General features: G+C 26.0%; 14 protein-coding genes. 11 read left to right on the top strand and 3 right to left on the bottom strand.

Annotated elements, in window-relative coordinates:
* The first annotated feature begins 195 nt into the window (after positions 1-195).
* The 4 genes from infC (at position 196) to HH195_RS05475 (ending at position 2,086) form a co-directional block, all read left to right on the top strand.
* Positions 196-717, top strand: coding sequence for a translation initiation factor IF-3 (gene infC / locus HH195_RS05490; protein WP_055256898.1), 522 nt, complete (start codon positions 196-198; stop codon positions 715-717).
* A 20-nt stretch (positions 718-737) separates the two neighbouring features.
* Entirely contained in the window at positions 738-935 is a 198-nt protein-coding gene (rpmI, locus tag HH195_RS05485; RefSeq protein WP_055256897.1) for a 50S ribosomal protein L35, read from the top strand.
* A 26-nt stretch (positions 936-961) separates the two neighbouring features.
* Positions 962-1,318, top strand: a complete 357-nt coding sequence (rplT, locus tag HH195_RS05480) for a 50S ribosomal protein L20 (RefSeq protein ID WP_055256895.1) — start codon at positions 962-964, stop codon at positions 1,316-1,318.
* Positions 1,319-1,621: 303 nt separating this feature from the next.
* On the top strand, positions 1,622-2,086 hold the full coding sequence (locus HH195_RS05475) for a DUF6803 family protein (RefSeq protein WP_196370066.1): 465 nt from the start codon (positions 1,622-1,624) through the stop codon (positions 2,084-2,086).
* A gap of 157 nt (positions 2,087-2,243) precedes the next feature.
* Here the strand turns inward: HH195_RS05475 and HH195_RS12715 are convergent, their stop codons facing one another.
* Positions 2,244-2,948, bottom strand: a complete 705-nt coding sequence (locus HH195_RS12715) for a 3D domain-containing protein (protein WP_196370064.1) — start codon at positions 2,946-2,948, stop codon at positions 2,244-2,246.
* A gap of 942 nt (positions 2,949-3,890) precedes the next feature.
* Here HH195_RS12715 and HH195_RS05465 point away from each other — a divergent pair.
* Positions 3,891-5,246, top strand: coding sequence for an APC family permease (locus HH195_RS05465; RefSeq protein WP_196370062.1), 1,356 nt, complete (start codon positions 3,891-3,893; stop codon positions 5,244-5,246).
* 150 nt (positions 5,247-5,396) lie between these two features.
* Positions 5,397-7,622, top strand: a complete 2,226-nt coding sequence (locus tag HH195_RS05460; RefSeq protein WP_243278482.1) for a heavy metal translocating P-type ATPase — start codon at positions 5,397-5,399, stop codon at positions 7,620-7,622.
* Between the two features lie 44 nt (positions 7,623-7,666).
* On the opposite strand, the gene HH195_RS05455 is transcribed toward HH195_RS05460, so the two are convergent.
* Positions 7,667-8,851, bottom strand: coding sequence for a macrolide family glycosyltransferase (locus HH195_RS05455; RefSeq protein ID WP_196370058.1), 1,185 nt, complete (start codon positions 8,849-8,851; stop codon positions 7,667-7,669).
* A gap of 167 nt (positions 8,852-9,018) precedes the next feature.
* On the opposite strand from HH195_RS05455, the gene HH195_RS05450 reads away from it, so the two are divergent.
* Positions 9,019-9,603, top strand: a complete 585-nt coding sequence (locus tag HH195_RS05450) for a TetR/AcrR family transcriptional regulator (protein WP_196370056.1) — start codon at positions 9,019-9,021, stop codon at positions 9,601-9,603.
* A 112-nt stretch (positions 9,604-9,715) separates the two neighbouring features.
* Entirely contained in the window at positions 9,716-10,246 is a 531-nt protein-coding gene (locus tag HH195_RS05445) for a hypothetical protein (RefSeq protein WP_196370054.1), read from the top strand.
* Between the two features lie 14 nt (positions 10,247-10,260).
* Here the strand turns inward: HH195_RS05445 and HH195_RS05440 are convergent, their stop codons facing one another.
* A complete protein-coding gene (locus HH195_RS05440; protein WP_055257375.1) occupies positions 10,261-10,986 on the bottom strand; it encodes a polysaccharide deacetylase family protein in 726 nt (241 codons plus the stop codon).
* 226 nt (positions 10,987-11,212) lie between these two features.
* On the opposite strand from HH195_RS05440, the gene HH195_RS05435 reads away from it, so the two are divergent.
* From HH195_RS05435 to HH195_RS05430, 3 genes are all read left to right on the top strand, one after another.
* On the top strand, positions 11,213-11,515 hold the full coding sequence (locus HH195_RS05435; protein WP_196371859.1) for a hypothetical protein: 303 nt from the start codon (positions 11,213-11,215) through the stop codon (positions 11,513-11,515).
* A 73-nt stretch (positions 11,516-11,588) separates the two neighbouring features.
* Positions 11,589-11,711 (top strand): CPC_1213 family protein, encoded by a 123-nt coding sequence (locus HH195_RS12655; RefSeq protein ID WP_256437750.1) that lies wholly within the window; start codon positions 11,589-11,591, stop codon positions 11,709-11,711.
* 170 nt (positions 11,712-11,881) lie between these two features.
* Positions 11,882-13,627, top strand: coding sequence for a DUF262 domain-containing protein (locus HH195_RS05430; protein WP_196371858.1), 1,746 nt, complete (start codon positions 11,882-11,884; stop codon positions 13,625-13,627).
* Positions 13,628-13,845 lie beyond the last annotated feature (218 nt).

Raw genomic sequence — 13,845 nt, 5'->3', positions numbered from 1 at the left:
GTATAATAAATTATTGTTTGATAAAATTGATGTTTGATGTTAAAATAATGTAGGTGAAGTGGAAAGTAATTCCCACCTTACAGCAAAATAAGCTAGCTAAGGTAATTATATTGGAGGAAACTACTAAGCTTCGACTTGAATTAAGATATAATACTTAATTTAAGGTGATTTATTATAACTATTATAACTTTGGAGGTGGAAAGTATAAAAAAAGAATTTATAATCAACGAAAAGATAAGAGAAAAAGAAGTTAGAGTTATTGCTAATGATGGAAGTCAATTAGGAATAATGGCAACAAGAGAGGCTCAAAAAATAGCAGATGAGAATGAACTAGATTTAGTTATGATATCTCCAACTGCTAAACCACCAGTTTGTAAAATTATGAACTTAGGTAAATATATATACGAGCAATCTAAAAAAGAAAAAGAAGCTAAGAAAAATCAAAAAGTAACTGTGTTAAAAGAAATAAGATGCAGTCTTACTATTGAGGAAAATGATATTGCAATTAAAGCTAAAAACGCTAGAAAGTTCCTATTAGATGGAGATAAGGTTAAAATAACTGTAAGATTTAAAGGTAGAGAAGCACAATTAGGTCATATGGGATTAAAAATACTTGAAAATTTTGTTTCAAAACTAGAGGATGTTTGTGTGGTTGAAAAACCTGCAAAACAAGAAGGTAGAAACATGTACATGATAATAGGTCCTAAAAAGGCGTAACTTGAGAGGAGAATTTTATAATGCCAAAAATGAAAACTCATAGAGGTGCAGCAAAAAGATTTAAGAAAACTGGTTCAGGAAAGCTTAAAAGAGCTAAAGCTTTTAAAAGCCATATATTAACTAAAAAGAGCCAAAAAAGAAAAAGAAACTTAAGAAAAGCTGGATATGTTTCAGTTACTCAAGAAAAAACTATGAAAAAATTATTACCATATCTATAATATAAACCTAGGAGGAGAATTGAAACATGGCAAGAGTTAAAAGAGCTGTAAACAGTCGTAAAAATCATAAAAAAGTATTAAAACTTGCAAAAGGATATTACGGAGGAAAAAGTAAGTTATTTAAAACTGCTAATGAATCAGTAATAAGAGCATTAAGAAATGCTTATGTTGGAAGAAGATTAAAGAAAAGAGATTATAGAAGACTTTGGATAGCAAGAATAAATGCTGCTACAAGAATGAACGGTCTTTCATATTCAAAATTTATGCATGGCTTAAAGTTAGCAGGTGTTGATGTTAATAGAAAAATGTTATCAGAAATAGCTATACATGATGCGAAAGCTTTTACTGATTTAGTGGAAATAGCTAAATCAAAATTAGCTTAATAGTATAAACATATAAATCATGAGTTTTAGACTCATGATTTTTTATTTTAAAATAATTATAATAAATGAGTTAAAATAAAGTAAATATTACAAATAAATTCAAATTATTTTAGTATAAAGTATTTTAAAATAATCTATTAAAACGTTAGATTTAGTGAAAAATAAGTAATAAAAGAATAATTATATAAATTTTATTAATATAGATTGACAAAATTTAATGAAGATATATTATAAATATATAACACCCCCTATGTGAGGGGTGGGTAATTAAAACAAAAGATAAAGTATTAGGAGGAATTTTTTATGACTAGTATGACTCATTATATGATTATGATGTCTAAATGGGAGCCATGGGGAGTAATATTATTCATGGCTATACCAATAATTTTTGCAGAAACTCTTACAATTACAGAACTTTTAATAATTTTTAATAAGGTTGAAAAATCACGTGTAAGAACGGTGAATAAAATTACAGGCATTTTAGGAGGCTTTTATTTTTCTGTAATATCTATCTATGTTTTTTGCACAATAGTGATGCCTGTTGTAAAAACCGGAACATGGCATGGTTGGGTGGATATAGTTGCAATGATATCTTATGTTGGAGGAATAGTGTTTCTTCTTCCAGTTGCATTAATGGAAATTAAAGCAATATGTAGACATAAGACATTTGAGCAAAAATTAAAAATACGTTTTTACCTTCTTTCTGGGTATTTAATTGTATCTCATCTTGCTATGATATTTGGTATGATAAGTCCAAAGGTTGCATAAAATTTATATAAATAAAACTTGAATTATTGTACATAAAAGTTAAAAAATCATGACATTTTTTGATTTTAATTAACTATATGAAAAAAGACAAGCAATAAATGCTTGTCTTTTTATATATTAAATTTTATTAAGTTGATTTAAAATTATTATTTTACCATTAACTAGGATATGAAACTATATGAACTGTAACGTTTTGTCTACCAAAGTTTATGCACTCAGAATTACTATTCATATATAAATCAATTTTATTACCTTTAATAGCTCCACCAGTATCGGCAGCTATAGCATATCCGTATCCTTCAATATAAAGCTTAGTTCCAAGAGGTATAACATTTGGATCTACGGCAACAGTACTTACCCCATTAGAATTTCTTGTTGGCCAAACGCCAGTTGCAGTTTTACTACCAGTTTCACAATAGGCTGTTGCGTTCATTGTTAGTGTTTTTAAATAACTTTGGTTACTAGTTGTAGTGGTTGTAGTAGTTGTTGTACTAGTAGTGCTAGTAGTTGTAGTAGTTATTGTATTTAAATTACTATTAGAATTATTAGATGAAGTTATATAATCTTTACTAACATATCCAATTGAGCCGTTATAGTTAATTTTATACCAATTTCCATTCTCACCTGTGATAGTCACTTCTTGGTTGTTTGAAAGCTTTCCAATAACACTATAAGATTTTCCTGCTCCGCTTCTAACATTTAGATAAGTATTAACATCGTAAACCTTACCTACAGAATAAGAACTAGTAGAAGTTTGTGAGTTTGGTAAAGTAGCTGCAAAAGATGGTATTGTATTACCTGCACATACACCCGTAATTAAACTTATAGCTATCATTGTTTTTATCAAATTCTTCTTAATCATAAATAATGGCAAATAATAAATTAAAAGTCACATAAAATATAAACTTCAAATTTATTTTAATATAAAAATATTAATTTATTTGCCTAAATCTCCCTCCTTTATTAGTTAATATGTTATTAAAATGTAACATATATAACTTTTAAAAAATTTATATATTTAAATTAATATATAGTTAATGTAAATTTAAGAACTAATTTTTAAATAAAGATAATAAAAATATTTAATATCTTTATTTATCCGTCCTTGTAGGTAATATGTTACAATAAATAAATTTAATTGTAAAGGTGTAAAACTGTTAACAACAAGTAAAGAAGGATGAAATAAAATCCTTAAAATTGAATAAAATACAAAAAATTGAATATAAAAATGTATTTTTATTCAAAAATATAGAAAATAATGTATAAAAAATAAAAATAAAACATATAAAAAATAAAATTAGTAAATCACCTTATATAGCCGAATAATTAAAATTTATAAATTATTTTTTGATACTTTATATAACTTTTTATATAAAAAATATAAAATTTGTATAAATATAACTATTTGTTAACAAAAAATTAACATATTTATGATTAAAAATAAGTGTAATTTAGCAAAATAACATTTTATTTTATTAAAAATAATCCAGATAATTTTTTTATATTTATGTCATATCACTATTTTTATAAAAACAATTACATGTAAAAATTATACTATTTATCGTTTAAGTATAGTAAATCTTGAAAACAAATATATGTTGATAATTAACACTTTAATACTTTTATAATTAAAAAGATATAACTTGTTTAATCAAGTTATTATCTTTTTAATTAACTCTTTTTTTATTAGTAATTAATATGTTTTTCATGAAAAATATAATATAATATATTAGAAAAGTAGATTTAAAAGTTGTAGCGCTCTATAAATTTTTAGGATTTTAAACAAAAGATTAAGGAGAAGGATATGGAACAAGATCAAGGTCTTAAAAAAACTATGGGACTTTTTACAGCTCTATCAATTGTGGTTGGAATTGTTATAGGTGGAGGAGTATTTTTTAAACCAGAGGCAATATATACGGCAACAAATGGAGCTCCAGGTCTTGGAATAGTGGCTTGGATTATAGGTGGAATAATAACATTATGTGCTGGGCTTACTGTAGCTGAAGCAGCAGCTTCTATAACTGAAACTGGTGGCATGATGATATACATAAGAGAAATGTGGGGAGAAAAGCTTTCATTTTTAACTGGATGGATGCAAGTTGTTTTATATTATCCAGGGACTGTAGCGGCATTAGCTGTAATGTTTTCAGAACAGTTTTGTCAGATGATAGGTGATAATAGTTTAAGAGCTGTTATAGCTGTTATGATGATAGCAATTGTAACTATTTTGAACTTACTAGATGCTAAATTTGGAAGTTTAGTTCAAAGCATTTCAACAGCTTGTAAAGTAGTACCCATAGTTATATTAATAGTTTTTGGACTTATAAAAGGGACAGGAACAAATCCGATATTATCGCCAATGCTTGGAAATGGTGTTAGTTTTGGTGTAGCATTTGGTCAGGTACTTATAGCGACTTTATTTGTTTATGATGGTTGGATAAATATTGGATCAATAGCTGGAGAACTTAAAAATCCTGGAAAAGATTTGCCAAAGGCTATAATTGGTGGAATATCAATAGTTATGGCACTTTACATAGCAATAAATCTTGCTTATCTTTGGGTACTTCCAGCAAGTGAACTTGCTAAAGTTTCAGTACCAGCAGCTTTAGTTGCGGATAAGATATTTGGTTCTATGGGTGGAGAAATAATAAGTATTGGTATATTAATTGCAGCATTTGGATCTTTAAATGGATATCTTTTAACTGGTCCAAGGGTTGTGTTTGCGTTATCTAAAAAAGGATATTTGCCATTTAGTAAAAGTTTAAAAAAGATAAACCAAGGTGGATCTCCAATAAATGCAATAATATTAACAGCTGTGATTGGTGCTATTTATGCAGCAACTGGTGAATTTAATTTGATAAGTAATTTAGAGATATTTACGGTATGGATATTTTATGTTTTAACATTTATAGGAATATTTAAATTAAGATTCACAAGACCTAATATGGAAAGACCGTATAAAGTTTTAGGCTATCCAGTAATACCAGCTATAGCGATAGCAGGAGGAATTTTTGTATTAATTAATCAATTATTTATGGCAGGCTTAAATAGCTCCTTAATTGCAATTGGAGGAATTTTAATTACGCTTTTAGGTCTTCCTGTTCATAGATACATGGTTAAAAAAGAAAAAATTAAGAATGAACATAAAAATGTATCTTAAACAATAGAATAATAAAAAGGAACTATATCAAAAATTAGATGTAGTTCTTTTTTTATTAAAGCATAAAAAATAACATTATTGACAAAATAAATAATATAATATAATATATTTTTAACACCCCTCAGGGGAGGGGTGAAAAGGGGGATGGTTATGGAAGTTAAAACATTTAAAGTTTATGGAATGACATGTTCGGCTTGTGCAAGTAGGGTAGAGCGTGCAACAAGAAAATTAGAAGGGGTTAAAGATGCCAGTGTAAATTTTGCAACAGAAAAGCTAACAGTTACTGTAGAGAAAAACAAAATATCTTATGAGAAATTAAAGACGACCATAGATAAGGCTGGATATAAGTTAGTTGAGGAAACAAATTTAAAAACAGAAACTAAAGAAGTAAGTGAGAGTAGGAGATTATTTAACAGGTTTATAATTTCTTTAGTGTTTACTGTGCCACTTCTTATAATAAGTATGGGACATATGATAGGAATGCCACTTTTAAGCATAATAAATCCTAAAATAAATCCGTTAAATTTTGCTTTAGTGCAATTTGTATTAACTTTAATAGTTATGATAACAGGAAATAAATTTTATAAAATTGGAATAAAAAATTTATTTAAATTAGCTCCTAATATGGACTCTTTAATATCTGTTAGTACATTAGCGGCTTTTATTTATGGAATTTTTGCAATTTATAAAATAATAATAGGGGATAATCCACATGATTATGCAATGCATCTTTACTTTGAATCGATAGCTACTATTTTAACCCTTATAACTTTAGGCAAATATTTAGAGGCAGTATCGAAAGGAAAAACATCAGAAGCCATTAAGAAGCTTATGGGGCTTGCACCAAAAGTAGCAACTGTTATAAGAGACAATAAAGAAATGCAAGTATCTATAGAGGATGTTGAAATATCTGATATAGTTATAGTTAAACCTGGTGAAAAAATTCCTGTAGATGGAGAAGTAATAGAAGGAATAACTTCTGTTGATGAATCTATGCTTACAGGGGAGAGTATTCCCGTTGAAAAAGTAATTGGAAGTACTGTTATTGGAGCTAGTATAAATAAAAATGGATTTATAAAATATAAAGCGACAAAAGTTGGACAAGATACAGCATTAGCACAGATAATAAAATTAGTAGAAGATGCTCAAGGGTCTAAAGCTCAGATTGCAAAAATTGCAGATGTTATATCAGCTTATTTTGTACCTGTGGTAATATTATTAGCTATAATATCATCAGTAAGCTGGTTAATTGCAGGGGAAAGTTTCATATTTTCTTTGACAATATTTATTTCAGTGCTTGTAATTGCATGTCCATGCGCTTTAGGTTTAGCAACTCCAACAGCGATAATGGTAGGTACAGGGAAAGGTGCTGAGAATGGAATATTAATAAAGGGTGGTGAAGCTTTAGAGACTACTCACAAAATAGATACTATAGTTTTTGATAAGACAGGTACTATAACTGAAGGAAAACCTAAGGTTACAGATATAATAACCAATTCTATAAGTGAAAAGGAAATTTTAGTTTTAGCTGCAAGTTCAGAAAAGGGTTCAGAACATCCTTTAGGAGAAGCTATTTTAAATGAAGGAAGGAACAAAAATTTAAAATTAAAGAAAATAGATAAATTTAATGCAATTGCAGGTCAAGGTATTGATGTTGTTATTGAAAATAAAAATATTTTGCTAGGAAATAGAAAGTTAATGATAGACCAAAATATAGATATAACTATATTTAATGATAAAGTAGAGGATTTATCAAATCAAGGAAAAACACCAATGTATATTGCTATAAATAAAGAGCTTAAAGGGATAATTGCTGTTGCTGATGTAGTAAAGGTAAGCAGTAAAAAAGCTATAGAAACTCTTCATAAAATGGGGATAAAGACAGTTATGATAACTGGGGATAATGAAAATACTGCTAAGGCAATAGCAAAAGAGGTTGGAATAGATAATGTTTTAGCTGAGGTTTTACCAGGGAATAAGGCTAAAAGTATTAAAAAGTTTCAAGATGAAAATAAAAAAGTTGCTATGGTAGGTGATGGAATTAATGATGCACCTGCACTAGCTAAAGCAGATATTGGAATAGCTATAGGCTCAGGTAGTGATGTAGCAATAGAATCTGCTGACATAGTGTTAATAAGAAGCGATTTAATGGATGTATCTAAGGCAATAAAATTAAGTAAAGCAACAATTAGAAATATAAAGCAAAATTTATTTTGGGCTTTTGCTTATAATATTTTGGGAATACCTGTTGCTATGGGAGTTCTTCATATATTTGGAGGTCCACTTCTAAATCCTATGATTGCAGCAGCAGCTATGAGTTTAAGTTCAATATCAGTACTTTTAAATGCGTTAAGACTTAAAAATTTTAAAGCTTAAAATAATTAAAAAGAAGTATATTTTAGATATACTTCTTTTTAATATTATAATAAGATTTTTTTAATTAAATTAGCTGCTTCTTCATATCCATTAAGTTCCCTTAAGGATTTACCAATTTTTTGAGCATTTTCTTTGTATAAATTACAAGATAAAATTTTATCAACAGCTTTAGATATAGCAGATGGAGTTAAGTTTTCATCTCCGATTAAAGCAAGTCCAGCTTTAAGATTTGCTACTCTATTTGCAACTATTGGTTGGTCACCAAACTGAGGAACAACAATTAAAGGGACATCATTATATAGCCCTTCACTTGAACTATTCATTCCACCATGAGTTATAAATAAATCAACATGTTTTAAGACCTCAAGTTGTGGGACATAATTATAAACTTTAAAGTTTTTTGGTATTTCTCCTAAATCATTAATATTAATTCTCTTTCCAATAGACATTATAACATCTATATCATTTCTACTACCTAAAGCTTCAAAGCAGTTTTTATAAAATACTTGATTTTCATTTGCAACAGTTCCAAGAGAGGCTAAGATAAGTTTTTTATTGTTAGTTTTTTCTATTTTAAAATCTACTAACTCCTTTCTATCAAAAATAGATGGACCTACAAATTTAAAGGAATCATCAAACTCATCTCCGTAAGGTTGATAATATTTAGAGGTGAATACTATTTTTAAATCGCATTTCTTATTTAAAAAAGCTTCTCGTATGCCTGCCATATTTTCTTTAATATCTTGAGGAATCGTAGCACCACTTTTAGTAAGTGTAGACATCATTAAATTAAACATATCATCCATTAGTTTTTCATTCAAAGCAAATGTAGTTACAGAACTTATTATTTTTTTTATATTAAATTTACTTGCGAAAAGATCTGTATTTAATAAAAGAAAATGATCTATAACCAAATAATCAAATTCGCCAGTTAAAGTGAAAATAAGTTCCAATGTTTTTTTACTAGTTTCCATGAATTTTTCCATTAAAGTAGCAGAGTTATTAAGGTCTTGCATTGATTTATTAATTTCATTTGGGTTAAACTTTAAAGAACCATCTTCTAATTCATATCCTAAAAATTTAGCTCCAACTTTTTCTAGCTTGTCTCTAAATTCCTCGGCTGTAATATATATTATTTCATCACCTTTATTTACAAGTTCATTAACCAAGCCGATGGTAGGGTTAACATGACCGTGACCTGGTAAAATTAAAAATAATCCTCTTGACATAAAAATTTCTCCTTTTAATTATATTTATGTAAAATTAAATAAACACTGTGTTGATTTATTGTTTTTTTTATTATAAAATTATTTAAATTAAGTTTCAATCATCAATATTTTATAAAATTGTTATTAAACAAACAATTTAAATCTTTTTGTTGAATTAAAGGAGAAATATGGCTAATAAAAAAGATAATCAGAGAGTTAAAATTACAAAAAAAATTATAAAAAATACATTAGTAGATATGTTAGAAGATATGGATATAAACAAGATAACGGTATCATCTCTTTGCAAAAGAGCTGAAATTAATAGAAGTACCTTTTATAACTATTATGATAATATATATGATTTATTGAAAAAGATAGAAGATGAAATATTTAATGAAATAAAAGAAGATGTTAAAAAGCATGAATTAGATGAATGTGAAAGTTTTACAGACACCAAACATATATTAGAAAAAATAAAAGAGAATAAAAAGTTGTATTTAATTTTAGCTAAAAATTATAATGATAAAGAATTTTTTAAAAAGGTTAAGGACATTGGGAAAAGCATATGTATAAACAAATGGAAACGTATAAATCCAGAATTAGATGAAAAATATTTAGAAGCATTGTATATAGTTTACTCTAATGGACATTTTAATTTAATGCTTGAATGGTTAAATGGTAACTTAGATATTTCAGAGAAAGATATAATAGAACTTGAAAATAAAATGTTTAATATATTTCCTACCATATATGATAGAAATATTACTAAATAAAGTAGGAGTTGTATTTGATTTAACAATTTTAAAGCCAAGTACATATTATATATAAAATAATTCTACTGCTTATTAAGTTAATAATACAATTAACATAGGAGGAAATAATAATATGTACTTAAAAGATGGTTCCTTAATAAGTATTGACGTTGGAATATTATCAAAAGATATTACAGAGTATATGGTTAATTTAAAAAAGCAATTTTTGAATAAAATTGTTATATCTATAATTGGATATTTTAAGGAATGTGGATTTAATACAATGGATTGTACCCCATGGAAAAGAGAATTTTTATCTTTTGGAGATTGTATATTTTATAAGGTAAAAAATATTAATGAAATTTCATCTAATATTCACTTGTCTTTAGAATTTAACAATACTACTTATAAAGGGATTAAATGCTTTGTAGGTGAAAATTGTTTTAAAGAGGAAAAAATTTCTAAAAAAATAATAAATTCTATTACTAATTTAGGTTTTTTGGATTTAGGAGTTTGGTATTCCGATGTTTATAAGATAAAAAATACGATTATGCCCTGTATTATTGTGAGAATAAACCATGATATTTTAGATATAGAAAGAGATGAAAAATATTTAATACCATCTCTTTCTAAAAAAATAGTAGAGTCTATGATTGGCTTATAAATTATATAATTTATTTATTTTGATTTAATTTTGTATAGTTCTGGTGTGTCATGGGTTATAGTTTGAAATTCATAACCCTTTTCTTTATAAAATTTTATAACTAAAGGTAGGGCATCTGCACTATTTTTGTTAGCATATCCTGTGTGCATTAAAATCATAGCAACATCTTTATCACTTTTAGCCTTTTCTGCTATTTTGTAAGGTTCTAGTTTAGGATTCATCCCGTCTGTTGTATCAACATTCCAATCATAAATATTAATGTTATTTGAATGCAATTTATTTAGCATACTATTAGTTAAATGGTAGTATGAGTTATTACACCCAAAAGGAAATCTAAGTATATTAGATTCATACCCAGTTAAATCGTAAATTAGTTGCTTTGTTTTTAAATTTTCAGCTAAGAAAGCTTCTTCATTGTTATAAATACTTTTTTTATGGCTATATGTATGAAGACCAATACTGTGACCTTCTTCATACATTCTTTTTATTATGTCGGGATTTGTTTCAACAAGTTCACCAACTACAAAAAAGGTTGCTTTAACATTTTCTTTTTTTAATGTATCTAAAACTTGAGTTGTAACTTTTCCGCCAGGACCATCATCAAAAGTTAGGTACACTATCTTTTTATTGTCGCAATTAGATTCATTTTTATTATTATCAATATCTTGAGCTATACAAGTAGAAAACGGAATACATAGTAACATTATTATACACGTAAAAAATAATAAAAGCTTTTTCATAAAAATTTAAGCAAAATTAAATATTGTTTTGCTATAACCTCCTTAATTTATTGTTTAAATTTTATTAACTATATTTATTAATGTGTATTTTTTATAATAATTATTACTGATACTTTTTCTTTTCGTGTTTTACTGTTATAATAATAAAAAAGAATATATAAATTTTTTATAAATACAAAAAAGATTAAAAAATTACAATATTTATACTTAAAAGGATGATATGTTTATGGGAAGAGCTATAAGCTTAATTATTTCTATTATAATTTTAATTTTAATTTTTAAATTGGTATGGTTTATATTACCATATGCTATAATAGTTGGAGTTTGTTTGTTTATATATTTTAAATATGTAAAGCCATTATTAAATAAAAATAAAACAAAAAAGGATAATTTATATGGAACAAATTATTATAATGAAAGAAATTCAAAAGAAGATGAAAATTCTTTTAATGGTACTATTATAGATGTAGATTATAAAGACTTTGATAAAAATGAGGATGAAAATAATAACAAAAAAGAAATTTTATAGTTTTAAAGTATTAAAATTTATAGTTTTTTTATTATTTTTTTAGGACATGATATAAGTGTTTGGAGGTGTTAGTATGAAAAATAAAAAAATACGAAAAAAACACATAAATCATAATCCTATTGAAGAAAGCACAAAAGCAGTTTTTGGAGAACCTAAAGCAAAGGGAGATGAATTTATTCCTAAAACCTTTCATTAGGAATTATTTAAGTTATTAAAAATAAGTTTTATTGCTGTTTAAAAGGAGAATTAAATTTAATTCTCCTTTTTTATATATAATGTAAAATATTGAAAATAAAAGATAAATATGATAAATTATAATAAAATAAATTTTACCAATATATATAATTAATTGTTAAGAGGGGAACTATGGCATATAAAACTTATACTATAAAAAATATTATTGAAATGATAAATGAAAATAAAATATATTTACCTGCAATACAAAGAAAATTTGTGTGGAAGCCACATCAAATTGAAAAATTATTTGATTCTATAATGAGAGGCTATCCGATAGGAACATTTTTGTTTTGGGATTTAGAAGAGAATAACGTAAATAAATATACGTTTTATAAGTTTATACAAAATTATCATGAAAGAGATAATAATAAAAATGAAATAAGTCCAAGACCGGAACTTAGAAAAAATATAATAGGAGTTTTAGATGGGCAACAAAGAATTAGTTCAATGTATATAGCATTACAAGGAACCTATGCTTATAAAAAAGCTTATTTTAGCTGGAATAATGATAAGGCATTTCCGATTAGAAAATTATATCTTAATTTACTTGGAAGGACTAATAATGAAGATAATGAGTATGAATTTAAGTTTTTAACTATTGAGGAATCAAATTGTATCGATGTAAATGTACTATGGTTTGATGTGAGAAAGATACTAGAGTGGGGGAACGATCCTGAGATAGATGATTATTATGATGAACTTATAGAAAGCACAAATGATAATATTAAGATTATACTTAATGATAAAGATATAAAAAAACATATAAAAAAGACTATAAGAATACTTCATCAAAGGATTGTTCAAGATTATTTAATAAGCTATTTTGAGATAAAAGAACAAGAATTAGATAAGATACTTGATATATTTATAAGGGTTAATAGTGCTGGAACTATACTTTCAAGAAGTGATTTATTATTTTCTACAATAATAGCTCATTGGCAAGAGGGGAGAGATGAAATAGATAAATTAATTACAACATTAAATAAAAAAGGTGATGGATTTAAGGTTAATTCTGACTTTATTATGAGAGCATGTCTAGTGTTATGTGACCTACCAGTTATTTTTAAAGTTGAAGGATTTAAAGAATCAAATATTATAAAAATAAAAGATAATTGGGATAATATTAAAGATTCATTAGAAAAGACTTTTGAAATTATATCAGATTTTGGATTTAGCTATGAGAACTTAACATCTAATAATGCTGTAATTCCAATTGCATATTATTTAATAAACGGTGGTTGTTATGATGATACTAATAAACAAGAAATAAAAAGATATTTGATACATTCTTTAGTAAAAAAAATATACGGAGGTCAAAGTGATACTGTAATAAGCCATATTAGGGAGGCATTAAAAAATAGTCAGATAATAAAAAATAGAAAGTTTAATTTTGATGATTTAGCAAATGAATTTGAATTACGAAGTTTTAAGCAATTAAAAATAACGAAAGACGATCTTGATGAAATTTTAAATTATAAAAAAGGAGCATATTCTTTTATGATATTATCTTTATTATATCCACAACTTAGATATGGACAAGTTAAATTTCATCAAGATCACATTCATCCAGATAGCTTTTTTACTAATGCAAAGCTAAAGGAATTAAATTTATCTAAAGATGAGATTGTTACATGGAGAGATAAAAAGGATAGATTGCCTAATTTACAACTTTTAGAGGAAAGAGATAATCAAAGTAAAAATAAAACAGAATTTAAGACTTGGTTAGATATTGTTGAAAATAAGGGTGTAGATAAGCAAAAATATATAGCAGATAATTATATACCTTTGAATACATCATATGATATTAAAAACTTTAATGAATTTTATATGGAACGTAGAAAAATTTTAATGCAACAAATAATGAATAAGTTATGATATTAAATTTAGGCAAGCATATTGATATATTTATATGCTTGCCTTTTATTTTAGATAACTATTATATATTTTAATTAAAGAAAGGAAAAAGAATGTACAACACTTTTAAATTTTATTGAATTAATAGTAAAGTTTATGTTGAATCAACTTTATAATCATTTTTTAAATAATATTCAAGATGATGAACAAGTGTTGGTTTATGCTGTGGAATGGGTTTA

This window comes from Candidatus Sarcina troglodytae, assembly GCF_015708635.1.
Taxonomy (GTDB): domain Bacteria; phylum Bacillota; class Clostridia; order Clostridiales; family Clostridiaceae; genus Sarcina; species Sarcina ventriculi.
This window is presented reverse-complemented; position numbering and strand designations above follow the sequence as displayed.

Bases quoted from the DNA above. Each gene is read 5' to 3' on its own strand.
- HH195_RS05455 (WP_196370058.1), bottom strand. From the start codon at position 8,851: ATGTCAAGAGGATTATTTTTAATTTTACCAGGTCACGGTCATGTTAAC.
- HH195_RS05435 (WP_196371859.1), top strand. From the start codon at position 11,213: ATGGGAAGAGCTATAAGCTTAATTATTTCTATTATAATTTTAATTTTA.
- HH195_RS05445 (WP_196370054.1), top strand. From the start codon at position 9,716: ATGTACTTAAAAGATGGTTCCTTAATAAGTATTGACGTTGGAATATTA.
- HH195_RS12715 (WP_196370064.1), bottom strand. From the start codon at position 2,948: ATGATTAAGAAGAATTTGATAAAAACAATGATAGCTATAAGTTTAATT.
- HH195_RS05430 (WP_196371858.1), top strand. From the start codon at position 11,882: ATGGCATATAAAACTTATACTATAAAAAATATTATTGAAATGATAAAT.
- HH195_RS05475 (WP_196370066.1), top strand. From the start codon at position 1,622: ATGACTAGTATGACTCATTATATGATTATGATGTCTAAATGGGAGCCA.
- rpmI (WP_055256897.1), top strand. From the start codon at position 738: ATGCCAAAAATGAAAACTCATAGAGGTGCAGCAAAAAGATTTAAGAAA.
- HH195_RS12655 (WP_256437750.1), top strand. From the start codon at position 11,589: ATGAAAAATAAAAAAATACGAAAAAAACACATAAATCATAATCCTATT.
- HH195_RS05465 (WP_196370062.1), top strand. From the start codon at position 3,891: ATGGAACAAGATCAAGGTCTTAAAAAAACTATGGGACTTTTTACAGCT.
- HH195_RS05460 (WP_243278482.1), top strand. From the start codon at position 5,397: ATGGAAGTTAAAACATTTAAAGTTTATGGAATGACATGTTCGGCTTGT.
- HH195_RS05450 (WP_196370056.1), top strand. From the start codon at position 9,019: ATGGCTAATAAAAAAGATAATCAGAGAGTTAAAATTACAAAAAAAATT.
- HH195_RS05440 (WP_055257375.1), bottom strand. From the start codon at position 10,986: ATGAAAAAGCTTTTATTATTTTTTACGTGTATAATAATGTTACTATGT.
- rplT (WP_055256895.1), top strand. From the start codon at position 962: ATGGCAAGAGTTAAAAGAGCTGTAAACAGTCGTAAAAATCATAAAAAA.